General features: G+C 46.0%; 20 protein-coding genes and 1 tRNA gene. 16 read left to right on the top strand and 5 right to left on the bottom strand.

All coding sequences use genetic code 11. The annotated features are described in order from the left end of the window. Positions 1 to 20: 20 nt before the first annotated feature. Positions 21 to 1,544: a fumarate hydratase gene (locus ICN14_RS10040; protein ID WP_216226339.1), complete on the bottom strand. Its 1,524-nt coding sequence runs from the start codon at positions 1,542 to 1,544 to the stop codon at positions 21 to 23. 167 nt (positions 1,545 to 1,711) lie between these two features. On the opposite strand from ICN14_RS10040, the gene acs reads away from it, so the two are divergent. The 9 genes from acs to nadB all read left to right on the top strand — a co-directional run bounded on the left by acs (position 1,712) and on the right by nadB (position 12,241). Continuing rightward, on the top strand, positions 1,712 to 3,685 hold the full coding sequence (acs, locus tag ICN14_RS10035; RefSeq protein ID WP_216226338.1) for an acetate--CoA ligase: 1,974 nt from the start codon (positions 1,712 to 1,714) through the stop codon (positions 3,683 to 3,685). 60 nt (positions 3,686 to 3,745) lie between these two features. Beyond that, positions 3,746 to 3,836: transfer RNA gene (locus tag ICN14_RS10030), tRNA-Ser, on the top strand. A gap of 233 nt (positions 3,837 to 4,069) precedes the next feature. Further along, entirely contained in the window at positions 4,070 to 4,642 is a 573-nt protein-coding gene (locus tag ICN14_RS10025; protein ID WP_216226337.1) for a phasin family protein, read from the top strand. A gap of 97 nt (positions 4,643 to 4,739) precedes the next feature. After that, entirely contained in the window at positions 4,740 to 5,045 is a 306-nt protein-coding gene (locus tag ICN14_RS10020; protein WP_216226336.1) for a YciI family protein, read from the top strand. A gap of 17 nt (positions 5,046 to 5,062) precedes the next feature. After that, positions 5,063 to 5,287, top strand: coding sequence for a hypothetical protein (locus ICN14_RS10015; protein WP_216226335.1), 225 nt, complete (start codon positions 5,063 to 5,065; stop codon positions 5,285 to 5,287). A gap of 201 nt (positions 5,288 to 5,488) precedes the next feature. After that, positions 5,489 to 7,291 carry an NAD(P)H-dependent oxidoreductase subunit E gene (locus ICN14_RS10010; protein WP_216226334.1) on the top strand — a complete coding sequence of 601 codons (1,803 nt, stop codon included), beginning with the start codon at positions 5,489 to 5,491 and terminating at the stop codon, positions 7,289 to 7,291. A 37-nt stretch (positions 7,292 to 7,328) separates the two neighbouring features. Next, positions 7,329 to 10,220, top strand: a complete 2,892-nt coding sequence (gene fdhF / locus ICN14_RS10005; protein ID WP_216226333.1) for a formate dehydrogenase subunit alpha — start codon at positions 7,329 to 7,331, stop codon at positions 10,218 to 10,220. A gap of 95 nt (positions 10,221 to 10,315) precedes the next feature. Then, positions 10,316 to 10,534 (top strand): ParD-like family protein, encoded by a 219-nt coding sequence (locus ICN14_RS10000; RefSeq protein WP_216226332.1) that lies wholly within the window; start codon positions 10,316 to 10,318, stop codon positions 10,532 to 10,534. Between the two features lie 45 nt (positions 10,535 to 10,579). Continuing rightward, on the top strand, positions 10,580 to 12,241 hold the full coding sequence (gene nadB / locus ICN14_RS09995) for an L-aspartate oxidase (protein WP_216226331.1): 1,662 nt from the start codon (positions 10,580 to 10,582) through the stop codon (positions 12,239 to 12,241). Position 12,242: 1 nt separating this feature from the next. Here the strand turns inward: nadB and ICN14_RS09990 are convergent, their stop codons facing one another. The 4 genes from ICN14_RS09990 to nadA all read right to left on the bottom strand — a co-directional run bounded on the left by ICN14_RS09990 (position 12,243) and on the right by nadA (position 14,952). Continuing rightward, positions 12,243 to 12,545, bottom strand: a complete 303-nt coding sequence (locus ICN14_RS09990; protein ID WP_215300581.1) for an addiction module antidote protein — start codon at positions 12,543 to 12,545, stop codon at positions 12,243 to 12,245. A 9-nt stretch (positions 12,546 to 12,554) separates the two neighbouring features. Continuing rightward, the gene (locus tag ICN14_RS09985) at positions 12,555 to 12,845 is read right to left on the bottom strand and encodes a type II toxin-antitoxin system RelE/ParE family toxin (protein ID WP_216226330.1); all 291 of its coding nucleotides are present in this window, start codon (positions 12,843 to 12,845) and stop codon (positions 12,555 to 12,557) included. Positions 12,846 to 12,919: 74 nt separating this feature from the next. Beyond that, positions 12,920 to 13,774, bottom strand: coding sequence for a carboxylating nicotinate-nucleotide diphosphorylase (nadC, locus tag ICN14_RS09980; RefSeq protein ID WP_216226329.1), 855 nt, complete (start codon positions 13,772 to 13,774; stop codon positions 12,920 to 12,922). A gap of 50 nt (positions 13,775 to 13,824) precedes the next feature. Beyond that, a complete protein-coding gene (gene nadA, locus ICN14_RS09975) occupies positions 13,825 to 14,952 on the bottom strand; it encodes a quinolinate synthase NadA (protein ID WP_216226328.1) in 1,128 nt (375 codons plus the stop codon). 115 nt (positions 14,953 to 15,067) lie between these two features. Here nadA and ICN14_RS09970 point away from each other — a divergent pair, with 115 nt between their 5' ends. The 7 genes from ICN14_RS09970 to ICN14_RS09940 all read left to right on the top strand — a co-directional run. Continuing rightward, positions 15,068 to 15,331: a type II toxin-antitoxin system RelB/DinJ family antitoxin gene (locus ICN14_RS09970; RefSeq protein ID WP_216226327.1), complete on the top strand. Its 264-nt coding sequence runs from the start codon at positions 15,068 to 15,070 to the stop codon at positions 15,329 to 15,331. After that, the gene (locus ICN14_RS09965) at positions 15,318 to 15,599 is read left to right on the top strand and encodes a type II toxin-antitoxin system YafQ family toxin (RefSeq protein ID WP_216226326.1); all 282 of its coding nucleotides are present in this window, start codon (positions 15,318 to 15,320) and stop codon (positions 15,597 to 15,599) included. The genes ICN14_RS09970 and ICN14_RS09965 overlap by 14 nt, the downstream gene beginning before the upstream one ends. 458 nt (positions 15,600 to 16,057) lie before the next feature. Next, on the top strand, positions 16,058 to 17,083 hold the full coding sequence (locus ICN14_RS09960; RefSeq protein ID WP_216226325.1) for a HAMP domain-containing sensor histidine kinase: 1,026 nt from the start codon (positions 16,058 to 16,060) through the stop codon (positions 17,081 to 17,083). Between the two features lie 189 nt (positions 17,084 to 17,272). Continuing rightward, the gene (locus ICN14_RS09955) at positions 17,273 to 18,946 is read left to right on the top strand and encodes a ShlB/FhaC/HecB family hemolysin secretion/activation protein (RefSeq protein WP_216226324.1); all 1,674 of its coding nucleotides are present in this window, start codon (positions 17,273 to 17,275) and stop codon (positions 18,944 to 18,946) included. A 41-nt stretch (positions 18,947 to 18,987) separates the two neighbouring features. After that, a complete protein-coding gene (locus tag ICN14_RS09950) occupies positions 18,988 to 19,824 on the top strand; it encodes a peptidylprolyl isomerase (RefSeq protein WP_216226323.1) in 837 nt (278 codons plus the stop codon). After that, positions 19,821 to 20,351, top strand: coding sequence for a hypothetical protein (locus ICN14_RS09945; protein WP_216226322.1), 531 nt, complete (start codon positions 19,821 to 19,823; stop codon positions 20,349 to 20,351). The genes ICN14_RS09950 and ICN14_RS09945 overlap by 4 nt, the downstream gene beginning before the upstream one ends. A gap of 933 nt (positions 20,352 to 21,284) precedes the next feature. Continuing rightward, positions 21,285 to 26,588, top strand: a 5,304-nt coding sequence (locus ICN14_RS09940) for a filamentous hemagglutinin N-terminal domain-containing protein (RefSeq protein ID WP_216226321.1), incomplete at its 3' end; no start/stop codon positions are given.

The raw sequence follows: 26,588 nt of genomic DNA, 5'->3' as shown, positions 1-26,588 counted from the left end.
TATTGCTATTGATAGTTGTCTTAAACAATCTTGACTGGAATACCAGCAATCTTTGCTTGCCATTCTTTTGGACCAGTCTCGTGCATTGAAATACCTGCAGAGCTGACCGCTACTGTTACTGGCATATCTTTGACATCGAATTCGTAAATGGCTTCCATCCCCAAGTCAGCAAAGCCAACTACTTTCGCTGTCTGAATTGCTTTAGACACTAAGTACGCAGCGCCACCAACAGCCATCAAATAAGCAGACTTGTGTTTCTTGATTGCTTCAATTGCAATAGGACCACGCTCAGCTTTACCAATCATCGAGATCAAGCCGGTTTGAGCTAACATCATCTCCGTGAACTTATCCATACGAGTTGAGGTTGTTGGACCTGCTGGACCAACTGCCTCACCGCCTACTGGATCAACTGGGCCAACGTAATAGATCACACGGTTCTTAAAGCTCACTGGCAATTCTTCGCCCTTAGCGAGCATGTCCTGAATGCGCTTATGAGCGGCATCACGACCAGTCAGAATTTTTCCATTGAGAAGCAGTGTTTCGCCTTCTTTCCAGCCGGCTACCTCTTCAGCAGTCAAAGTATCTAGGTTCACGCGCTTTGATTTCTTGGTATCCGGAGTCCAAGTCACGTCCGGCCAATCAGATAGGGATGGTTTTTCTAATATCGCTGGGCCATCGCCATGCAAGTGGAAATGCACGTGACGGGTTGCGGCACAGTTTGGAATCATCGCTACTGGCAATGAAGCTGCATGCGTTGGGTATTCCATGATTTTGATATCCAGAACGGTTGCCAAGCCACCGAGGCCTTGTGCCCCAATACCAAGCTTATTCACCTTCTCGTATAGCTCTAAGCGCAGCTCTTCGGCACGAGTCTTCGCGCCGCGTACGATCAATTCTTGAATATCTACGGGACCCATTAAGGACTCTTTAGCCATCAACATGGCTTTTTCTGGGGTTCCGCCAATACCAATACCTAGGATGCCGGGAGGGCACCAGCCTGCACCCATGGTTGGGACAGTCTTGAGTACCCAGTCGACGATGGAGTCGGATGGGTTGAGCATGACCATTTTTGCTTTGTTTTCGGAGCCGCCACCTTTGGCAGCACAAATCACTTCCACATCATCGCCTGGGACGATTTCGTAATGCACGACGGCAGGGGTGTTGTCGCCTGTATTTTTGCGTTTACCCGCTGGATCAGTCAAAACTGAAGCGCGAAGTGGGTTTTCTGGGTTCATGTAAGCCCGACGAACGCCTTCGTTCACCATCTCAGTGACGCTCATAGTGGCATCGCCCCATTGGACATTCATACCAATTTTGAGGAAAACGACTGCAATACCGGTGTCTTGACACATAGGGCGGTGGCCTTCTGCGCACATACGGCTATTGGTCAAGATCTGAGCGATCGCATCCTTAGCTGCAGCACCTTGCTCAAGCTCATAAGCCTTGCCCATGGCGGAGATGAAGTCCTTTGGGTGGTAGTAGGAGATGAACTGAAATGCGTCTGCAACGCTTTGAATGAGGTCGTTTTGTTTGATATTTGTCATGGTTTTAGGCTTGATTATGTAAGGTTTGTTCTATTTTAAGGGTTTGCCATAGAGCAAATCTAGCGTGTTTTCACTTATCTTATTAGCTCTTGGGGATGCGTTTCCCTAACTCTGCGCTGTTTTTGCGGAAAAAGACGACTGATTATTGAATAGAAGGGCTGTGAAGCATGGAACCATTGATGCAAGAAAACCGCGTATTTAACCCACCAGCAGACTTTGTTAAAGCTGCTGCCATTCCTGGAATGGAAGCTTACAACAAGCTTTGTGCTGAAGCTGAAAAAGATTATGACGGTTTTTGGGGTCGTCTTGCAAAAGAAAACATCTTCTGGAAAAAGCCTTTCACTAAAGTTCTAGATGAATCCAAAGCGCCTTTCTACAAATGGTTTGAAGATGGCACAACCAATGCTTCATACAACTGCTTAGATCGCCAAGTTGAAAACGGTCTTGGTAAAAAGACTGCGATTATTTTTGAAGCAGATGACGGTACTGTTACCAATGTAACTTACCAAGAAATGCTTGAGCGCGTTTGCAAGATGGCAAATGCACTTCGCAAGATGGGTCTCAAGTCAGGCGATCGCGTCATTATTTACATGGCGATGACGATTGACGGCATCGTTGCAATGCAAGCATGCGCCCGTATCGGCGCAATCCATTCTGTTGTGTTTGGTGGGTTCTCTGCACAAGCTCTTCGTGATCGTATCGTTGACGTGGGTGCTGTTGCAGTAATTACTGCTGATGGCCAATTCCGCGGCGGCAAATCTTTGCCTTTGAAGGCAATTTGCGATGAAGCTCTCTCAACTGGCGAATGCGCGAATGTAAAGCATGTCATCGTAAGCAAGCGTACAGGCACTGACGTCACCATGACAGCTGGTCGCGATGTTTGGATGCAAGAAATCGTAGCGAATGAAGCTACTACTTGCGAGCCAGAGTGGGTAAGCGCTGAGCACCCATTATTTATTCTGTACACATCCGGCTCAACAGGCAAGCCTAAGGGCGTCCAACACTCTACTGGTGGTTACCTCTTGTGGGCAATTCTCACAATGAAATGGACATTTGATATCAAGCCAAATGATGTCTTCTGGTGTACGGCTGACATCGGTTGGGTAACAGGCCACTCCTATATTACTTACGGCCCACTCGCAGTGGGTGCTACTGAGATTGTGTTTGAAGGTGTGCCAACTTATCCAAATGCTGGTCGTTTCTGGGACATGATTCAGAAACACAAGGCAACGATTTTCTACACAGCTCCAACAGCGATTCGTTCATTGATCAAGGCATCTAGTAATGATCAAGCAGTGCATCCAAAGAGCTATGACTTATCTTCATTGCGCCTCTTAGGTTCTGTAGGTGAACCAATTAATCCAGAAGCGTGGATGTGGTACTACGAGAATGTCGGTGGTTCACGTTGCCCAATCGCAGATACTTTCTGGCAAACCGAAACTGGTGGTCACATGATTTCACCGTTGCCAGGTGCAACACCAATGATTCCAGGTTCATGCACATTGCCATTGCCAGGTATTCAGGCGGCGATTGTGGATGAAGCGGGTGCAGATGTACCTAATGGTCAGGGCGGCATCTTGGTTGTAAAGCGTCCATGGCCTTCCATGATTCGTACGATTTGGAATGATCCTGATCGTTTCGTAAAGTCTTACTTCCCAGAAGAGTTGGGCGGTACTTTGTATCTAGCTGGTGACGGTGCAATCCGTAATAAAGAAACTGGCTACTTCACTATCACTGGTCGTATCGATGACGTATTGAACGTCTCCGGTCACCGCATGGGTACGATGGAAATCGAGTCTTGCTTGGTAGCCAATCCATTGGTTGCTGAAGCTGCAGTGGTTGGTCGCCCGGATGAGCTGACTGGTGAAGCTATTTGTGTATTCGTGGTTCTCAAAGGTGGTCGCCCAACAGGTGATGAGGCTAAAAAGCTTGCGACTGAGCTACGTAATTGGGTTGGCAAGGAGATTGGCCCAATCGCTAAGCCGAAGGATGTACGCTTTGGTGACAACTTACCTAAGACCCGTTCTGGCAAGATCATGCGCCGCTTGCTGCGCGTGATTGCGAAAGGCGAGGAGGTTACCCAAGACACTTCAACCCTAGAGAATCCAGCGATTTTGGAGCAGCTCAAAGAGTCCGTATAAGTTGCTAAGAACGCTTTTAAAGGCAAACCCTTCCGGCAAACGTATAATCAATGGCTGTACGGAAGGGTGGATGAGCGGTTTAAGTCACACGCCTGGAAAGCGTGCGTAGGTTAATAGCCTACCGCGGGTTCGAATCCCGCCTCTTCCGCCAGTAGTTTGAAACCACCTTCGGGTGGTTTTTTCATTGTTTGTGCCTGATTTTTCCCCTAAATCAGCCCTGGTCACGAAATTATTTAGCCCCTCAACCCCCTGTTTTTAATCAAAAAAGAGGGTTTTTGATCTTTTTGTTGCATTGCCGCAAATAATTCTTGCAGTGCAATAAAAAACTTTTTACAATGGTGCATCGCAATAAATTTTATCAATTTAAAAAGTTAGGAAAACACCATGTTCCAGAATCAATTAAACGACCAACTCTCACAAGCTCAAACTAAAGCCGTTGAAAACGCTAAGTACTTGGCTCAAGTAGCTGTTGAAAGTGCAAAAGAATTAGCTGAAATCAACCAAGCTGCTGCTAAAGATGCTTTAGTTGCTGCTCAAGATACAAGCGCACAATTGTTGGCAATTAAAGATGCACAACAATTAGCAAAATTGGCTCAGCCAGAAACGGCTCAAGAAGCCGCTAAGTACGCTGCTGCTTACCAAGCTAAAGTAAACAAAGTTGTACGTAACGGTAACAAAGAAGTTGCTCAAGTAGTTGAGGCTTCTATTGATGACGCACGTGCTGATATGGTTAAGTTTGTTAAAGAAGCTACTAAGACAGCTCCTGCTGGTTCTGAGGCATTTGTATCTGCATTCAAAACTGCATTCGAAACTTCACTCCAACAGTTTGACCAAGTTCGCGCTTCAGCAACTGACGCTTTCGCAAACTTTGAGAAAAGCATGGACGCTGCATTGGCTAACATTCAAGGCCAATACGCTGTAGCTAAGCCAGCTGCAAAAAGCCGTAAAGCTGCTTAATTCGTTTTAAAAGCTTTGCATGACAAACCGCCTTCGGGCGGTTTTTCTTTGCCTGCTTGTCGTAAGATGGATGTTTAAGAGTCAGCTAGGAGAGAACATGATCTTTGCAATCCTTTTAATGGACCGTCCCGGTACTGCAGAACTACGCATTCAAGTACGACCAGAGCATCGCGCCTATTTGGGTAAGCTCGCGGATAAGATGGCTTTTGCTGGCCCTCTGACATCGGAAGATGGCAAGACAACGGTGGGTAGCTTGTTGGTGATGGATTTCCCAAGCAAGGCGGATGTTGAGGCTTGGTTAGCAGATGAGCCATTCACTAAGGCAGGCGTCTATGAGAAGCCGGTCATTCATGTGTTTAACAATAGCTGGCAACAGCAGGTTGGGTTTCCACCCGCCAAGTAATCAAGTAGACTTCAGGTATGAATTCAACTACATTTCGCTCCCTTGTCATTCTTGTACCGATTGCTGCCATTAGCCTGACTGGATGTGGCTCCATAGAGTCAGCAGCCCAGGATGATTGCACTTCCATTGGTTGGCAAATTGGTAGTAAGGGCTATAACGACTGCTTTAAGGCGCGTGTGTATGAGCGTAAGTTGGATTACTCCCTCCCTCCTGGCGACAAGCCATCCCCATCTGTAATCTAATTTAGGGTTTACCCTTAATAAATTCACTTGAGCTCCGTCAAGGACTTGAGTGCAGAAATAACCCAAAATCGATTGTGATTTTGGGAATTTCCTATATATAGCGAGACAAATCGATTCTCGTTTGTTCGGACGTTCTTAAGCAGGGATTTAAGTACACAAAAACAGCATCATTATTGCGACTAGAAATTAGAGACAAACACTATGAATCACCCAAAACCCTCTGGAGAGATCAAGGCCGTTGCTGTGGCAACTGCGGATGATTTAAGGGAAACCATTCGTCGCAAGAGCAAGCTCAAAGGGCGTCAAGCAGATGATGTGTCGTTGGCAGAAGTTCGCCAGTTAATCGGCGCCGCCCCGCATCGCCGTGATTTGCTGATTGAAAATTTACACAAGCTCAATGATGAATACCGTGCTTTGCATGATCGTCATTTAGTTGCCCTCGCAAAAGAAATGAATTTGCCGATGGCTGAAGTCTATGAAGTTGCTACTTTCTATCATCACTTTGAAGTGGTGCGTGGCAATGATCCTGTTGCTGATATCACTGTGCGCGTATGCGATGGTATTGCTTGTGAATTAGCGGGCGCGCAAAACCTCTTGGCAAAGTTGCCAGCAATTTTGGGCAACCCCAATGTCAAAGTTGTGGCCGCACCCTGCGTAGGCCGTTGTGAGCAAGCTCCAGTAGCAGTGGTACATCAGTACCCAGTACTGTTTGCGACTACCGACAAGGTGAGTGCTGCTGTCAAAAATAATTTGACTACTCAGCCCATGGCTAAGGACAGTGCCAATTTTGATCCTGCAGCCTTGGCTGAAAAGGGTGTATCTCCTCAAGGTGAAAATCAAGCGCTGTCTCCAGACTATGTAGGTTACGAGTCTTATCGCGCACAAGGTGGTTATGCCTTAGCTAAAGAAATTTTTGAAGGCAAAAAAGATGGCGAGAGTATCGTCAAGATTATGGAGAGCTCAGGTCTTCGCGGTCTAGGTGGCGCAGGCTTCCCAGCAGGACGTAAGTGGCGCATTGTGAGAGATCAAGTTGCGCCGAAGTTGATGGCAGTGAACATTGACGAAGGTGAGCCAGGTACATTTAAAGATCGCACTTACTTGGAGCGTGATCCACATCGCTTCTTAGAAGGTTTATTGATTGCAGCTAGTGTTGTGGGTATTGATGCTTGCTATATCTACTTGCGCGATGAGTACCATGGTTGCCGTGAATTACTCGAAGTAGAGCTAGCTAAGCTCAAAGCAAATCCTCCATTTAAATTACCTTTGATAGAGTTGCGTCGTGGTGCTGGTGCTTACATTTGCGGCGAAGAGTCTGCCATGATTGAAAGTATTGAAGGCAAGCGCGGTGAGCCTCGCATGCGCCCTCCATACATTGCTCAAGTAGGATTGTTTGGTCGTCCAACGCTAGAGCACAACTTTGAAACCCTGTACTGGGTGCGCGATATTGTTCAGCGTGGTCCAGAGTGGTTTAGCTCTTTTGGTCGCCATGATCGCAAAGGCTTGCGTAGCTACAGCGTTAGCGGCCGAGTGAAGAATCCTGGTGTGAAATTGGCTCCAGCCGGTATCACTATTCAGGAATTAATAGACGAGTACTGTGGCGGTATGCAAGACGGCCACAAGTTCTATGGCTACCTACCTGGTGGCGCATCCGGTGGCATCTTGCCAGCGACGATGAATGACATTCCACTCGACTTCGATACATTGCAGCCCTATGGATGTTTCATTGGTTCTGCTGCAGTCATGGTGTTTGGCGATAAAGACAAAGCGCGCGATATGGCGCTCAATGTGATGCACTTCTTTGAGCATGAGAGTTGCGGACAATGTACGCCCTGTCGTGTTGGTACCAGCAAGGCCGCCAAGCTGATGCAGTCTAAGTCTTGGGATCAAGACACTTTAGAAGATCTAGCAACTGTGATGGTTGATGCTTCTATTTGTGGTCTAGGTCAAGCTGCACCAAACCCCATTCGCTGTATTGCTAAATATTTCCCGGAAGAGGTTGCTTAATCAGCAACAGAAAAACTAAGGGAAAAACGAGACAAATATGAACGCACCAGTAAATCCTAAAGAACTTGAATTGCAAACCGTTGAGTTCAAGCTAGACGGTCAAACCATCGTGTCTTACGAAGGTGAGACGATTCTCAAAGCCGCTAAACGCCACGGCATAGATATTCCGCATCTGTGTTTCAAAGATGGCTATCGTGCTGATGGTAATTGCCGCGCTTGCGTAGTAGAGATTAATGGCGAGCGTACCTTGGCGCCTAGTTGCTGCCGCAGCGCTACTCCAGGAATGGATGTCAAAGCCAATAGTGAACGTGCATTAAAGAGTCAAAAGCTCGTGTTGGAGATGTTGTTATCAGACATGCCGGACGAGGGCTTTAAGTGGGTAGGAGATAGCAAGGAAGAAGAGCAAAAAAATCAACATGGCGAACTAAGCACCTGGGCAGCACGCATGGATGTGACAGTTCGACCAGAGCTCAAAGCATTACGCCGTGACAAAGTCAGTAATGACATTTCTCATCCAGCGATGGCAGTGAACTTAGATGCCTGTATTCAATGTAATCGTTGCGTACGTGCTTGTCGAGAAGAGCAGGTCAATGATGTGATCGGCTACGCAATGCGTGGCGCTCATAGTGAGATCGTATTTGATCTGAATGACCCGATGGGCGACAGTACCTGCGTTGCTTGTGGTGAGTGCGTTCAGGCTTGCCCAACCGGCGCATTAATGCCTAAAGGTTTAATTGGTTCACAAACTGTGGATCGCAAAGTAGATTCAGTATGTCCTTTCTGTGGCGTCGGTTGCCAAATCACTTACAACGTTAAAGATGAAAAGATTGTTAGCGTAGAAGGTCGTGATGGCCCAGCCAATCACAACCGCCTTTGCGTTAAAGGCCGCTTTGGTATGGACTACATCCATAACCCACAGCGTTTAACTAAGCCACTGATTCGTAAGGCAGGCGTTGCCAAAGATGAGGCCTTGCTAGAAGGCAAGCAAGATTGGTCTGACATCTTCCGTGAAGCGACTTGGGAAGAGGCTTTGGAAGTTGCTGGCGGTGGCCTCAAAAAGCTTAAAGATCAGTACGGCAATAAAGTATTGGCTGGTTTTGGTTCGGCAAAGGGTAGTAACGAAGAAGCTTACTTATTCCAAAAACTCGTACGTACGGGTTTTGGTAGCAATAACGTCGACCATTGCACACGTCTTTGCCATGCATCATCCGTTGCTGCGCTGTTAGAGGGTGTTGGTTCTGGTGCCGTAAGTAATCAAGTGAATGACGTTGAGCACTCGAGCATGATTTTCTTGATCGGATCTAATCCAACTGCCAATCATCCCGTAGCAGCTACTTGGTTTAAGAACGCCGCTAAGCGGGGCGCTAAGATTGTATTGTGCGATCCACGTGCGACAGAAATCAGTAAGCATGCATGGCGCACGATGCAGTTCAAGCCAGATACTGACGTTGCCATGCTCAATGCCATGATTTATACAGTCATTGAAGAGGGTCTGGTTGATAAAGACTTCATTCAGAACCGCTCTAATAATTTCGAAGCGCTGAAAGAAAACATTAAAGGCTATAGCCCCGAAGCAATGGCGCCAATCTGCGGTATTCCAGCAGAGACACTGCGTGAAGTGGCGAGAGAGTTTGCCACTACTAAGTCAGCAATGATTTTGTGGGGTATGGGTGTTAGCCAACACGTTCACGGCACTGATAATGCCCGTTGCTTAATTGCCTTAGTCAGTATTACTGGCCAAATTGGTAAGCCTGGTTCTGGATTGCATCCACTGCGTGGACAAAATAACGTGCAGGGTGCTAGTGATGCCGGCTTGATCCCGATGATGTTCCCGAACTACCAACGTGTTGATAATCCAGAAGCACATGCGTGGTTTGAGAAGTTCTGGGATACCCCATTAGATAAGAAGCCTGGCTACACCGTAGTAGAGATCATGCATAAGATCACTGCGCCGGATAGTGATCCAGACAAGATTCGCGGTATGTATGTCGAGGGCGAGAACCCTGCAATGAGCGATCCTGATTTGAATCATGCTCGTCACGCATTGGCCTCTTTAGACCTCTTAGTTGTGCAAGATATTTTCATGACTGAGACTGCGCTTCTAGCAGACGTAGTATTGCCGGCAAGTGCATGGCCAGAGAAGGTTGGTACTGCAAGCAATACTGACCGTATGGTGCAGATGGGTAAGAAGGCGATTAATCCTCCCGGGGATGCCAAGCCTGATCTGTGGATCATTCAGCAAATTGCGAATCGCATGGGCTTGAACTGGAACTACCAAGGTCCAGATGATGGTGTGGCAGCGGTCTATGACGAAATGCGTCAAGCAATGCATGCAGCCATCAACGGTATTACATGGGATCGATTAGAAAAAGAATCTAGCGTGACATACCCATGTTTATCGGCTGAGGATCCAGGTAGGCCAATCGTGTTTAATGACAAGTTCGACACAAAAGATGGCAGAGTGAAATTAGTGCCAGCCGATATTATTCCCGCGAATGAGCGTCCAGATGCGGAGTATCCATTTGTGCTGATTACAGGTCGTCAGCTAGAGCATTGGCACACCGGCAGTATGACTCGCCGTGCAACCGTCTTGGATGCGATTGAGCCGATGGCTACTGTGTCGATGAATGGTGAAGATATGACTCAGTTAGGTGTTTCTGCTGGCGATGTCATCACCGTTCAATCACGTCGTGGCGAAGTAGGTATCCATGTCCGTAGAGATGATGGCACTCCACGTGGTGTGATCTTTATTCCATTTGCTTACTATGAAGCTGCAGCCAACTTAATCACCAACTCTGCCTTAGATCCTTTTGGCAAGATTCCGGAATTTAAGTACTGCGCCGTCAAGCTTGCTAAAGGCGGTCAGGCTGCCCCAGTAATGGGTTACGGCACTAATGATCCGAAACGGCAGAAGGTTGTAGCTGTTTAACGTCACACATCGTTTCATAAAAACCCCACCTATATGGTGGGGTTTTTATTTGCCAGTCTTCATCATGTTTAAATGAGTGGCTATATTGGGTATTTATGATCAAGATTAATAAAGTTTTATATTTCCAAGCTCAACTCGAGGGCGCGAGAAATTCTCGCTCTGTTAGCGAGCAAATTAATTATTGGGCAAGGTTTGGCAAGGCCTGCATGGATAACCCTGAGTTGCCAACGCCATTTGTTGCCGGGTGCTTGGAAGCCCTTGAGGAATCAAAGTTGGGGCAATTTTCCTCATTTAAACCCAGAACCAAATCTTAGGGCTAATCACTGCGCTAAGATTCAGATTGCCCTTTAGAATGCAGTATGGCCAGTTCAAAACCTCAAGCTTCAGCAGCTAATCCCAAAGCAGAATTACCCGTCCTCATTATTGGAGCGGGTCTTGCGGGCCTAACTGTAGCTTTGCATATGGCCGAGACACAGCCAGTCATCGTGATGGCTAAGCGCGGTCTAGGTGAGGCCGCAACTGCTTGGGCCCAGGGTGGCATTGTTGGGGTTGTTGATAAAGAACATGACAGTGTGGATTCTCATGTTGCTGACACCTTAGATGCAGGCGCAGGCCTCGTGGTGGAATCTACCGCTAGATATATCGCTGAAGAAAGTGCCGAAGCTATTCGTTGGTTGGTGGAGCAGGGCGTCCCATTTACTGCTGATGAGACAGGCCCAATGGGTTTGCATCTCACCCGTGAAGGCGGTCATAGCCAACGTCGCATTGCGCACGTAGCTGATGCCACTGGCAAAGCCATTCACGAGGTATTGCTCGATAAGGCAAGGGCTCATAAAAATATTCAACTGCTAGAGCATTGGATTGCTTTAGATCTGATTACCAATCGTCACTTGGATGCGAAGACGCAGCGCACTAAGCCAAATCGTTGCTATGGTGTGTATGCCTTAGATATTAAAAATAATCGTGTAGAAACGATTGAAGCTAAATCAGTAGTATTGGCTACTGGTGGTGTTGGTAAGGTTTATCGATACACCAGCAACCCAGACACTGCTACAGGCGATGGTATTGCTATGGCTTGGCGTGCAGGTTGCCGCGTCGGTAATATGGAATTTATTCAGTTTCATCCGACGTGCTTGTATCACCCTAGTGATCGCACCTTCCTCATTACCGAGGCAATGCGAGGTGAGGGTGGCTTACTCAAGTTACCAAACGGCACTCGCTTTATGCCAGAGCATGATGAGCGCAATGAGTTAGCTCCTCGTGACATTGTTGCTAGGGCAATCGACTTTGAGATGAAAAAGCACGGCTTAGATTACGTGCACTTAGATGCTACCCATTTAGGCGAGGCATTTATTAAAGAGCATTTCCCCATGATCTATGCGCGCTGTCTGAGTCTAGGTTTGGATATCACCAAAGAGCCCATTCCGGTAGTGCCGGCAGCGCATTACACCTGTGGCGGCGTGGTGACAGACCTCAAGGGAAGAACTGACTTACCAGGCTTATATGCCGTAGGTGAGGCAACTTACACGGGCTTGCATGGCGCCAATCGCTTAGCTAGCAACTCACTATTGGAGTGTGTAGTCATTGGTAAAGCTGCTGCCCAAGATATCTCTGCACTCAAGACGCCAGTTATGCCCAATTTGCCTTTATGGGATGAGAGTCAGGTTGAGGATGCGGATGAGCAAGTGGTGATTGCCCATAACTGGGATGAGCTGCGTTCATTGATGTGGAACTACGTTGGGATTGTTAGAACCAATCGACGCCTTGAGAGAGCGCTGCATCGAATCAAACTCCTCCGATACGAAGTGCAAGAGTATTACGCCAACTTTAAGGTGACGCGTGACCTCATTGAGTTGCGTAACTTGTTGGAATGTGCAGAACTGATTGTGAGATCAGCACTCATGCGCAGAGAGAGTAGGGGGCTGCATTACAGCCGCGACTACCCGGGTACTTGGGCAGTTTCTTATCCGACTATTCTGACGCCTCAGGCTGAAGGTACTTCGGAAAATGCTGAGACTTAATTTATTTCTTGATGGCAGGTTCAGCATGAAGGCTTAAGCCTAATGCAGCAATGACTTTAAGGATGGTATCGAAACCTGGGCTTCTTTCGCCTGAGAGGGATTTATATAAACTCTCTCTAGTAAGCCCTGAATCTTTAGCAACTTGAGTCATCCCTTTGGCTCTTGCAATATCCCCTAGTGCCTTGGCAATAAATGCAGCATCTCCATTTGCTTCTTCTATGCAAGCTTCTAGGTAGGCGGCCATTTCTTTTGGTGTGCGTAGATGTTCAGCTACATCGTATGGGGTTGTGATTGTTTTTTTCATAATAGTCTTTTATAGATTTCTCGCTAAACGTTGCGCTAGTTTGATATCTTGATTTTGTGATTTTTTATCGCCACCCAATAAAAGAATGGTAATTTTCTGGCCATGTTTGGTGTAGTACACCCGGTACCCGGGGCCAAAATCAATCTTCATCTCAAATACTTTTTCACCCACTGATTTAGTGTTACCTGGATTTCCTTCGGACAACCTTTTGATTCTTGCTTGTATCTTCGCTCTTGCTGTTAAATCAAATAAGTTATCTAGCCAGACTATAAATTCTTCCGTTTTTCTAATTTCGATCATGCATTAGTGTATCCAATAGGATACACTAAGTCAAAGAATGGGCTTGATGTTGACCGGGAAATAGGGTGAAAGACTTATAAAATTCTCATCGAAAAATCGACTGCCTTAATATCTTTAGTCAGCTTTCCAAGAGAGATGCGATCAACGCCGGTAGCAGCAATCGCACGCATCTGCTCTAAATCGATACCACCAGAGGCTTCTAATAAAGCGCGACCATTCGTAAAGGCAACAGCTTCTTTCATTTGCTCGGTAGTGAAGTTATCAATCAAAATACTTTTTGCTCCAGCATCCAAGGCCTCTTTTAATTCCGCAAGACTTTCTACCTCCACTTGAATATCCACCCCAGAATTTAGTGCCTGGGCGGCCTTAACTGCAGCAGCAACACCACCTGCAGCAGCGATGTGATTCTCTTTAATTAAGATGCCATGCCATAAAGCAAGGCGTTGGTTTTGACCGCCGCCCACACGCACTGCGTACTTCTGCGCCTGCCGTAAGCCGGGAATCGTTTTGCGTGTATCGAGTACTGCGCAGCCTTTAGGATTGGGGCTCACGCCTGCAATCGCCTCCACATGCTGACGCGCAATGCTGGCCGTCCACGACAGTGTTTGCAAGAAGTTAATACACGGACGCTCAGCAGAGAGAAGGGCGCGAGAGTTGGCCTCAATATCGCAAACCTTAGTATCGGGCTTCATCAAGTCGCCCTCTAGGTAGTGCCAAGTTACTTTTGCTGCAGGATCTAATTTCTTGAGAGTGCCTTCAAACCAATCCACTCCACACAGAACAGCCTGCTCACGAACTATTAATTGGGCATGAACGGGCTTACTGGGAACTAATTGCGCAGTCCAATCGCACTTACCAATATCTTCCATCAGCGCATCAGCAATATTGCGTTGACGGGCTTGCTCTAAAGTCTCGTTGTACTCAAACATGAATGAATCGATCTAAATGAAGAGAAAAATCAAAAGGTAAAAATAAGCAATTAAGCCGCACCAATATTTTTGACAAAGCCATGCTGCGCTTTGGCAAGTAGGTCGGGATGATTCTGGGTGAAGTCCAGCATGCGTTCGACGCAACCTAGCGCCTTAACTCGCACATCTTCCTCGATGAAGATTTCACCAGAGGCATTCTCTAGGCAATCCAATATTCCTTGCAATCCATTCATGGCCATCCAAGGGCAGTGCGCACAGCTCTTGCAGGTGGCGCTGTTACCAGCCGTAGGGGCTTCAATCAATACTTTATTGGGCGCGAGTTGGCGCATGCGATGCAAGATGCCATTGTCAGTTGCCACAATATATTCAGTAGCAGAGCCTTCTACTACCGCCTTAATCATGGCGGAGGTAGAGCCCACAACGTCTGCAAGGTCGACCACTGATTGGGGAGATTCTGGATGAACCAAAACCTTGGCATTGGGATGTGCTGCCATCAACATTTCTAATTCAACTGCTTTAAATTCATCATGAACAATGCACGCGCCATTCCATAACAACATATCAGCGCCAGTCTGCTCTTGAATATATCGACCCAGATGACGATCAGGTGCCCACAGAATTTTCTTGCCCTCAACTTTGAGTTGATGAACGATTGCTAGGGCGCAAGAGCTCGTTACCATCCAATCAGCTTGGGCTTTAACGGCGGCGCTGGTATTGGCATAGACGACTACAGTGCGATCTGGATGCAATGCTCTAAAGGCGGCAAAGTCAGCCGCATCACAACCTAAATCTAAGGAGCAGGTTGCATCTAAGTCTGGCATAAACACGCGTTTTTCAGGACTTAGAATCTTGGCAGACTCCCCCATAAAGCGCACGCCAGCTACGATTAAATTCTTGGCGGAATGATTTTTACCAAAACGTGCCATCTCTAAAGAGTCGGCAACATATCCACCGGTCTCCATCGCTAAATCCTGAATATCGCCATCAACATAGTAGTGAGCCACCAATGCAGCATCTTTCTCGATCAGCAATTGCTTAATACGGGCAATCACAGCCGATTTCTGATCTCCATGGAGTGGGGGTGGCGTCTTAGCCCAAGCTTGGGCCGTGCAGGTCGCACCAGCAGCATCTTGCTGGGGGTAATCAAAGGCAATGGGGGTGCTAGCTATTGAAGTCATGGGTAATTTTAGCCTCCTTAATTCAGGCGCATATTTGACTTGATTAGGATTGATTATGTAGCTACAATGTAGCTACAAAAATGACATTAGAAAAAATCATAGCTGGAGGTTAAAAATGGCAGCAAATGCAGTTGTTCGCGCGCGCATAGATGCGGATATTAAAAATGAGGCCAGCCTTGTCCTTGAAGCAATGGGATTGACCGTATCTGATGCATTGCGGATGATGTTGGTCAGGATCGCGACTGAAAAGTCTTTGCCATTTGAGCCGCTAATTCCAAACGCAAAGACAATTTCAGCTATGCGCCAAGCCCGCGAGCGTCAGTTGATGTCCTTTGGTTCAGCAAAGGAGTTGCTGAAAGATTTGAATGCGGAGGATTGAAAGAACTACTCAATTCAAGAAGGACTACAAGAGAGAGACAAGAGGGAGGCATAAGACAGCCCTAGAGTCTGCATTGATTGAAGTGATAGATCTACTCGTTGTAGATCAAGAGCTTCCAGAACGATATTTTGATCACAGCTTAGTAGGGCAGTGGAAAGATTTTAGAGATTGCCACATTAAACCTGATTTAGTGTTGATATATGCAAAGCCAGATCCAGAAACTCTCAGTCTCGCAAGGCTTGGTTCGCACAGCGAGTTGAGTCTATAGTCACCAAGGCTATTAATGGGTTTGCGTAAGCTGCTGATTAAATAGTAGTAGCATCTGTATCCATGAAATATGCAAACGAAGCCCTCTTTCTAGTTTTTTCACTCTTGCTCAGTGGCTTGTTTATTTCCTCTATCCCTTACTTTCGCAAGAGCAGGCTAAGTAACTTCAATAACCTTTGGTTGATTGCCCTTGGGTTCAATATTATTGCGTTCTTATGCTTTGCATCAGCCTCCACTATTTCACCGTTCCTCCTGACGCTCGCAAATACGTTTTTCTTCGCAGCATACTTTTTTCTCGCATTATTTAGCCGATCAATTAATGCTGGATCGACCAAGAGATTGATCCGGGTATCACCAGCCCTTTTTATTTTCTTTGCTTTTGTATTTGAATATTTGCGACAGCACGGCACATTTCAAGCTAGGGTTCTATTTGTAGTTTGTGTACTAATAGCCTGTCTTGTGTGGATCTTGATTGAGTTATTCATTGCCCGTAAAAAAAGCCGTCATATCCAACTTGATTTTTTAATGCTCACCACCTTTGCTGAGTTGGTGCTTGGATTAATTCGTCTATGGATGGTTCTTTCGGCAACCACAGTGGGCAATATTAATTTGTATGAAGAACCCTTCGTAAGCACCTTAGTAAGGTGGTTCGGAGTCTCCTTTACCATCTTATCCTATGTTTCTATTTTAGGGTTCTGGGCTGAAACCTTAAGCAATGAAAACGCCAAAAACATAGAGGACAACATACGTGTTCGCGACTTGCTTTTAGAGCGCGAGTCTTTAATTGCTAATCTATTGAAAGCCAATAAGACTGCAGCTACTGGCGCACTCTCAGCTTCAATTGCTCATGAACTCAATCAACCATCAGGAGCCTCCAATCTCAATATTCAATTTTTGAGAATGAAGTTAGAGCAAGGCTTACTTAGCGCGGATATCGGTAAAGAGGTTTTAGATGCACTTGAGTTTGATAACAATAGAGCGGCAACGATTGTGAAATCCTTGAGGTCCATCTTTACTGAGGCTGACTTGCAGACACAAGAGTATGACTTGGGAGATTTGATCGCCAAGGTCTTGGATATTGTTAAGCCAGAGCTGAAGGCTAAACAGATTCAAATTCAGTTAAGGGTGGAATCTGGCCTCATCATCAAGGTGAGCGCCAGCGAAATTGAGCAAGTGATTTTAAATTTGCTTAACAATGCGATTCAATCCATAACAAGCTCGGCTATGTCTGATGGTGTCATCCAGATTGAAGCATTTGCGGATAGAGACTTGGTTAATTTCAGCATTACAGATAGTGGGGCGGGAGTGCCGGCCCAGTTTAAGCAAAATCTATTTGAGTTACTCAACACTACCAAGCAGTCAGGCATGGGCTTAGGGCTGTGGCTGTGCAAGCACATAATTACTAGATATGACGGCGCTATATGGCACGAGGATTCAGCTAGTCAAGGCGCTATATTCAGGGTCAGACTGCCTCTTCAGAGATAAATTGCCATTTACCCTCCCATCATATGCGCCATAGGGCTAATGGGAATTCCCCTTATTGGTAATATAATTTATGCATTAATTATCAGGCACTTAGCTTGATTTTGTTTCCTTATTGGGTTATTTATCTTGAAATACAGCACTCCATCGATTCAATTTCACAAATCCTTATTCGCTCTTGCGGCAATATGCATGTTTTCTGCTGGACAGGTTTACGGGCAAGTAGATGCCGGTGCATTGCAGCAGGGTCTAGAAAAGCAGTTGCCTAGTCCATCTCCCTTAGCTTTGCCTGAGCCGGGTCCAAGAGAGCAGTTACGCCCAAGCGAGTCATCTCAAAGCGAGGTTCGTTTTGAGGTGAAGTCTTTTGTTTTAGAGGGTGTCAGCATTCTTCCGGCAGATTCAGTTCAAGCTATTTTAAAGTCTTGGATTGGTCGCCCAGTCAATTTTGATGATTTGCAAAAAGCCTGTGATGCTGTGGTTGAGCTCTATCGCAAAAATGGGTACACAGTGCAGGCTATATTGCCCCCACAAAAAATTTCGAATGGCGTTGTGAAGATTTTGGTAACAGAGGCAAAGCTCAGTAGTGTATTTGTTGATACGCCTAGTGGAGAGACGCGTTTCAGCAAAGAGACTGCAGCTGAATATATTACTTATGCGAATCCGATTGGTGAGCCACTCAATACCAGGGCGATTGAGCGTGCTCTGATTATCCTTAATGAAACACCTGGCGTTATGGTTTCTAGTCAGTTGGAGCCTGGTCAGAAGGATGGTGAAACCGCTTTGCGATTGCAGCTGACTCAGCCGCAGTGGTACCAAGGCAAGGTAGAGGTTAATAACTACGGTAGCCGATCTACTGGAGCCAATCAGGGCGTGATTGCATTAAGTGCAATTAACCCAACTGGTATTGGTGATTCAGCATCAATCAATGGCATCTATTCCGAGGGTTCGCAGTATGTGCAGGGAGCCTATTCATTGCCGGGATCAAAGGATGGCTTGCGTTTAGGTATTTCAGGAACTGTCCTGAACTATAAAAACGTTAGCAACTATGCGACTAGTGCTGGTGGTGGCTACGGTGACGCTTGGACGGGTGGTGTGAGTGCAGCTTACCCATTAATTCGTCAGCAGGGTAGTAATGTCAACGTCACGGCAAACTACGATGTGAAGAGCTACACCAATAACAATATGTTGAGTTTATCAACCATTAGCGCATACACCATTAACAATGCGTCTTTGGGTTTGTCGGGCAATCATTATGATGCCTTTGGTGGTGGTGGCGTCAGTGCCGGCTCAGCAAATATCGTATTAGGTAGCCTGAATATTTCAAATACTAGTACCCAAGGTTATGGGCAGTACACCCCACAAAGTTTTACTAAGTTTACTTTTGCAGGTAATCGCACGCAACAGTTATCAGAGGATGGTGCAACCACAGCATACGTATCTATTAGTGGTCAGTTAGCTTCCGTGAATTTGAACTCAGCAGAGCAGATCTATATGGGTGGTCCCTATGCTATTCGTGCATATCCAGTTGCTCAGGGCGGTGGTTCACAGGGCGGTATTGGCACCATCGAGTTGCGTCAACAGTTTCCAGAGCGCATCATGGCTAGCATCTTTTTTGATGCAGGCGTAGTGCAACAATATAAAAATCCTTATACCAATTGGCAGGGTCAAACCAATGCCAATAATACGTACTCCTTAATGGGTGCCGGTATGGGTCTGAAGTGGGAATGGGAGGGCTGGAATTTAGGTGCCATGGTTGCCTGGAAGGTTGGCAGTAATCCGCTCTATAGCCAGTCTGGCCAAGCAGTTAATACTGACGGTACAACTACCGATCCACGTGGCTGGATTACAGGCAGCTACCAGTTTTAACTCTAATGAATTGATCTTTTAAGATAGGCTTACTGATGCAAATGAAATGCTTTTTACCAGCTACATTTATCGCATTGGTTGGCTTGGGTCATCTCAATGCACCTCTAGCCCAAACAAGGCCGGATGCCAAAGATGTTAAACCAGATTATGAGTTTGTAGCAACCGTCAATGGCACCGCAATCACTCAAGGTTTACTCAACCTCAACATTCGCGCGCTAGTTTCGCAAGGTCAGCGCGATACGCCAGAGCTTCGCCAAGCAATCAAAGAAGATTTAATAAATAAAGAGCTTATTGCTCAAGAGGCAACTAAGCAGGGACTTGCGAAAGAAATTGATTTCCCGGATCAGATCACGCAACTGAAGCAAAACTTACTCCTGCAGGCTTATTTAGAAGATCACTTTAAGAAAAACCCAATCACTGACGCAAGGCAACGTGAGGAATACGATCGTCAGCGCAAACTGATGGGCGATGGTGGCAATAGCAATCAATATCGAGTGAGTCAGATTGTGGTTTCCACGGAGACTGATGCGGTTGACTTGATTCGCCGCGTACAAAAAGGTGAGCTCTTTGGCAAGTTGGCTCAAGAGTACTCCATTGATCAGGGTTCTAAAGCTCAAGGCGGTGCGCTGGGCTGGGTGATGCCGGGGCAGGTGATACCCGCTGTGGCTAACGTGTTGCCAAGCATGGCAAAGGGCGCCATTACAACTATGCCAATTCAGACTCCGGCAGGATGGGTAATTTTGAGGCTAGATGACAAACGCGCATTCAAGGTTCCTAGTTTTGAGGAGGCCAAACCACAGCTCAGGCAGGCGATTGTTCAGCAATACCTGGCCGAGGCAGTTAAAACTCTAAGAGCTAGTGCTAGGATCGTCCAATGAGGCTAATTAAAGTCCTGGCGCTTGCTTGCCTGCTCATGCTGTCTATTTCAGCTTATGCTGAGAGGCTAGCCTCTCAAAACTGGGTTGCAGACCTTAATGGCCAAACCAATGAGGCTTATACAGCGAATGACTCCAAATCCTCCTTTGGAGTCTTCTGTTCCGGTGAAAAGTGCCTTTTTTACCTCCATCAGAGCCTGAAATGCGATCCGGGTACTAAATACTCGGTTTTGATGAATAGCCAGACGGTTTCTACCGCCCTAAGCATGGAATGTACCCAGATTGGGGGTAACTTATTCCAGATTCTCGACCCTTTTGAGGCAGTTTTAAGGGCCACCCAGGCGGGGGAAATGATTGGGTTTGCCGTCGCCCTGCAATCAGGTGCTTTTGCAGTAAATCGCTTCAGTTTGGTGGGGGCAAAACCGGCCATCGAAAGAGCTCTTTTGGAGGCTGCAAAAAGCAAATTTAGAGAGCAAAAACAGGCGCCAGAAAGTGCTCCAAAAGCACCTTTAAAAGATATCTCTATTTAAAGTTTCCAGCGCTTTAATTAGCGAGGTCTCGCAATCGCATTTCAGAATCTGCAAGCGAAATAACTTCCTATTACATCGTTCAACAAACCACATTGCAATGCGATGCAATGCATAGTTCATGTAAAAAATGAAATGTAGAGTGCGATATTTACAGTCACTTAAAGTAATACATGAACTTATAAATCGGTTAAATCACAAACATTTTTAACGATCAATCGATCGAAAAATACAAAGAAGAGTTGAAGAATGGGCGCCTAGAATGAAGGTCAAAAAAGTGCTGTTAGCATGGAAAAATTCATCTCAAAATTGCACCAAAAACGAGCGTATTTTAAGGGTGAAAAAATTGAAAAATATTGCCATATTTGAGTTGTCAAAAAACGGCGATTTCCAATAAAAATGAACTCAGATTTTGAGGTCAAAAAGCGCCAACATTAGCCCCTAAAAATGCCGGAATCATGACGTCAGAAAATAGCGCATTTGCAGATCAAATACCGCAAATGAAATAGTGGTAAAGCGACCTTCAAAATGCGCATAAAAAAGACCAGATTTTGGCAAAGATTTACCATCTAAAAATGAAAAAAATAGGCTCGAAAAATGCTCAATTTGAGCAAATTTTGAGCCTGTTTTTGCCCCCGCTAGTGAGGGCAAAATTCCACAAAATGTTACTAATTACATAAGTCAATAACCCCTATTAATTCACTTCAATGTAATTGGGTTTCTCTAAACCCTTGAATTTACAGGGGTCAAAATGCACCAAAAATGAACATAAAAGAAGGTTGGCTTTAGGGCTAACTTTTGGGCATACTACTTGACCCGAAGTCATATAAACAAAGGGCTTCAGGGGGAAAAATAAAAGCAAGAGAGATAAATTTTTAGCAATAATTTCGCCGCAATAAATGTAGTAACAGTGCGAAAAAATAAAACGTAATTTTTTTGAAAAAAAGAGCCACAAAAATTCTTAAGCAGTTTGCATTTTCGTTTGCAAAAACGAAGGGGATTTTTGTCGTCAAAAAATCGCAAATCTTTGCTGGATTTTTGGTTCTTAGCCAATGCAATTTTGTAGTCGCGCAGACTGCAGTAAATGCACTCCCAACTGGTGGAAATGTCGTCGCTGGAAATGCCACAATTTCTCAGACACAAACTGCCACTTCAGCAACGATGAATATCAACCAAACTTCACAGCGTGCTGTTGTGAATTGGGATGGCTTTAACGTTGGAAAAAACGCTCAGGTCAATTTCAATCAACCAAATGCGCAAGCTGTTACTCTGAATCGTGTAACTGGAGCGAGCGCATCGATGATCGATGGTGCGGTACGTGCAAATGGCCAAGTTGTACTAGTCAATCCGAATGGGGTGACCTTTGGTAAGGGCGCCGACATTAATGCGGCTGCAGTAGTTGCGACAACGATGGATATCGCCAATAAAGATTTCATGGACGGCAAATCCACCTATCGCGGCAATGGAAAAGGCGCCGTTGTTAATGAGGGAAAAATCAGCGTAAATGACCCTAATGGATACATCGCCCTCTTAGCCCCAGAAATCCGCAATGAAGGCTATCTTTTGGCCCGAAAAGGACCCAATAATGGGGTGGCTTTAGCAGCAGGAGAGCAAATTACCCTCGATTTCCGGGGTGACCGGCTCATTTCGGTCAATGTGGATAAGGCCACTTATGGCGCCCTCATCGAAAATAAGCGGGTTGTAGAGGTTAAAGGTGGCCTGATCGTAGTAGCTGCTGGATCTGCTAACCAGCTTATGGGATCGGTTATTAAGAACTCTGGCCGCATTTCAGCTTCCTCCATGGTTAATAACGGCGGCGTCATTGAGTTGGTCGCCGCTAATGTAACCCAGGCCGGTATCGTGGCTGCAAATGGTAAGGGAGTCAATTCAAAGGGTGGTCAAGTCAATATCGTGGGTGAGAACATTACCTTGGCTCAAAACTCTAAAACTACGGCCACCGGTAACTCGGGTGGCGGTAATGTTGAGGTCGGCCTAGGAAGAACTCAAGCCACCAACACAAACCAAGCGCCAGTTCAGGCGATTGCTCAATCGGCTGCACCACTTACATCAACTTCAACTGTTGAGACTCGCCAGGCCATTGCAAAACAAGTTTCTGCCGTTGCTAGTGAAACCAAGCAATTGGCTAAAACAGTAACAGTGGAAGCGAATGCAACGGTGAATACTTCTGCAATACAAAGTGGTGATGCTGGAAATATTGTGATTTGGTCAGAAGTGAAAACTGCTGTTAATGGAATTCTGAAAGCGGTGGGTGGAGTACTTGGTGGTAATGGTGGCTTTATTGAAACCAGCTCTAAAGGTAGTGTTGTTCTTGGTAAGCTATTTACTGTTGATACCAGCGCAACAAATAAAAATACCGGCAAGTCTGGTTTATGGTTCTTGGATCCAATTGATTTAGTTATTGACTCTGGTGCTGCGAATGTAATTTCTGCTGCACTCTCAAACAACAACGTTACTATTGAAGTCAATGGCAATGCTTGCCCAAGCCTTGGTGGCTGTACTCAGAACGGTACTGGCAGCTTAACGATTGCTAGTGGCGCAGACATCTTGAAGCAGGGCGGCACACTCACTACGCTGAAATTAAATTCATCTGGAATCTTTAATCTCAATGCCAATATTTCTGGTGAAAACTTAAACGTCATCATCAACAGTTCAATTGCATTCTTAAATGTTGGAACAACAATTAGCGCGTCGCAAGTAACAGTGCAAGCGCAAACTGTTTATGCGAATGGCACGATCAATGCATACGGTGTAAGTAATGCATCAACACCACTTGGTGCTGCGATTCAATTGCTTGCGCAAGCAGTGTATGTCTCTGGTCGGTTAAACGTTACAAGCAATTCAAATACAAGCAACAATACAAATACAAATACAAATAGCAACACGATTACGTACAACGGTAACGTGATTCGTAGAGAAGATATTCCTACATTCTTAACGGCGCAAAATAATGCAACAACTGCGCTAGATGTGGTGTATTCAACCACTGCAGCGAATGATTCAGTAGCGGATCGTGTCAATACACAGACCAATGTCGTCTATTTGAGTGCCGCCAACAGCATCACGCTCTATAGCACTGCAGAAATCAAAGCTAATGGCACTACTGGGGGCTACATCAACCTCACTGCGCAGGCCTTTAATGCACAAAGTGGTTCACTATTACAAGCCAACGGCAACAACGGCCCCGGTGGAGTAATCACTCTAACAACTAGCGATGTACACCTTTCAGGAGCGATCAGTGCTAACGGCACAACGGGTGGCTCTTTTGCGCTTTCTGCAAATTCTGCCCAATTTGACGGCACAGCAACCATCCAGACTAATGGCTCGAACGGCCCTGGAGGCACCATAATTATTGATGTTTCACAAGATTTAATATTTGTCAATAGTGGTTTATACGCAAACGGTATAACGGACGGCGGTAGTATCCGAATCCTCTCTCGTGCGGGGAATTTAAGCCTCTTTGACTCATTAATTCAGACTAACGGCGGCAATGGTCGCGGCGGTAGCATTCTGCTTTCCGCAAATAATGGCAGTACCAGCATTTCTAGCGTCCTCGAATCCAACGGCGCAACCCAAGGCGGCAATATTCTCATCACCGCTAATGACATCACCCTAGAAAACAACTCAAATATCTCTGTAACAGGTAATACTGGCGGCGGAACCGTGCTCGTTGGCGGCGATTGGCAAGGTAGCAATGGCGTTTATCAAGCCACTACAGTCACCATGAAGCAAAACGCCGTGATCGATGCGAGTGCATTGATCAATGGTGATGGCGGTAAGGTGGTTTTGTGGAGCGATGTTCAAAATCACAACTCACGCACAGAAGCCCACGGCTCAATCTATGCAAAAGGTGGTGCAATCAGTGGACGCGGCGGTAATGTAGAAACATCTGCCGGCACCCTTAATACCGACAACATCTTTGTTGATACAAGAGCGGCTGATGGAAGCGCTGGTAACTGGTTACTGGATCCATATAACTACGTAATCAATGCTACAGCTGCCGGTCGTATAGCTAGCGATCTAGCAAGCTCTAACATTTTGATCAGCACCAGCACGTATTCAACCTACTACGATAGTTATGGTGACTGCAGTACTTGCGGAGATATTTCGATTTACAACGCTATCACTTACACAGGCTCAGGTGCGAGAACACTTACTTTTAAGGCTGATAGTTCAATCTCGATTTATGCGAATATCATCTCAACTAACGCAGCACTCAATGTAATTTTATGGTCTGATCAGCAACAGAAGGGCGGAAATGGAGTTGGTGGTTGGATTTACCTGGCGTCTGGCGTAACGATTTCTTCAAATGGCGGCAAGATTGTATTGGCCGGTGGCCTTGATAATGGCGCAAACGGCGGCATATCGGGAGATGGAACTCCGGATAACTTTGCCTGGAACGCTTTAACAAACGATAAAGCCGGTATTCAGTTTGGACCTATCGGTGGAGCTAGCGCGATTAGCGGAAGCTCAATTAATCTGCTAAGTAATGGCGGCGATATTATTATGCGCGGATACACATCCGGCGTAACTCCATACCCTGGCATGACCACGCAAAAGACGTTCAAGATTGATTCTGGAGCTGGAACCATTACGATTTTTGGCGCAAGTAATGTTGGCCATGGATTTGAGTGGGTATATGGAATTGACGCGGCTGATTTTGTTATTACATCAGCCAGCACAAGCTCCAATGCAATCTCTATTACCGGCTCAACAGCAAGATCTGGGTATACGGCCGGAATTGTTGCTTTAAGAAGCGGAAATTATCTTATTCAGTCAACAGCGGCGACTGGAGGCGGCATTCAATTTGTTGCTGATAACCAAACTGCGTCTGGCGGTCAGATGATTTTCAGTGGTGCTGGTGGCACAGCATACATTTTGTCTGCAAATGGTCCAATCAATTATTCTGGTTCTGGCGGTGATTCAGGTTTTACTGCTAACGGCGGTTCTATTAAGCTGGGTAGTAATTCTGCGGTAACCGTTAACGGCGTCACTTCAAGCGTTGCATCGTCAACCAGCAATATTTCGCTGACTACAAATAATTTTATATTCAGCGCTAGCTCAGCCATCAATACCACTGGCTCATTGACCATCCAGCCTTTTGGAACTTCATTCAGTGACGTCACCTTATCAAATGTTAGCTTTGCTTCAAGTTTGAGCCAAGTTACTCTTGGTAAGGCGGGTAATGCAGGTCGATTGACGATCAGTAGCAATATTGCATCAGCTGGTGCGTTCACCATTTATAGCGGTAGGTTGCTTATAAGTACCAATATCTCTGTTACTTCAGTTGGCAATATGTCCGTAACGACTGTTTTCCCTACAAACGAGATAGGTCTTTATCTTTATAGCGGGGCCTTGCTAGAGTCCACAGGCGGCACTATGAATATTACTGCTGGCTCAGGTGGCTCATATGATATTTACACAACCAATGCCACAATCCGGTCGTATGGCGATTTAACAATTACGGCTAACGCTACAAGTAATAGGGCTATCACACTAGATCCAAGTAGCTTGATTCGATCTACCAATGGCGCCTTAACTATTACAACAACATCAACGGCTGAGATTGCTCTCTGGTTGAATACCAGCACCCAGATTTTGGCATCAGGTGCAATTTCGATTACGGCGAACTCCTCCACTAATGAAGGCTTGTTTTTAGAGGCAAGCTCAAAGATTCAATCCACCGGCAGCACATTAGATATCTCAGCCGTAGGTGGAACCATATTAAGAAGTGGAGCCCAGCTACTATCAAATGGCAACTTAAATATCTATAGCAATGGAACTGCAACGAATAGAGAGGGCTTGGATGTTTACGAGGGCGGCTCTGTGGTGGTTCAATCTAGTGCCGGCAATGTCAACATTAATGCAATTGGTTATCACGGCATTTATTTGAGTAATGCCTCGACGACGATTCGTGCGTTTGGCGATTTAAATATCAATGCGCTTGGAAGTACGCAAATCGCTATTTATGGCGAAGCTTCGGGCACTTGTGCAACAAGTCAGTGCGGATTAATTTCTGATACCGGCAATATCACAATCAATGCAATTTCAAAAGACAATAGCGTTAATGGCTACTACGCATACTATTTGCGTAACCCTGTAGTAGCTAATGGAACTGATAGCGGCAAGGGAAATATTTATATCAGCGCTACCGGTAAATATGGCGGTATCAATGGTGATGGTGGAACTTATGCCTATCTTAAGGCGCAGGGGAATATTGAT

Source organism: Polynucleobacter sp. MG-27-Goln-C1, assembly GCF_018881905.1.
Taxonomy (GTDB): domain Bacteria; phylum Pseudomonadota; class Gammaproteobacteria; order Burkholderiales; family Burkholderiaceae; genus Polynucleobacter.
Note: the sequence above shows the minus strand (reverse complement) of the source record. Positions and strands in the feature narration are given on the sequence as shown.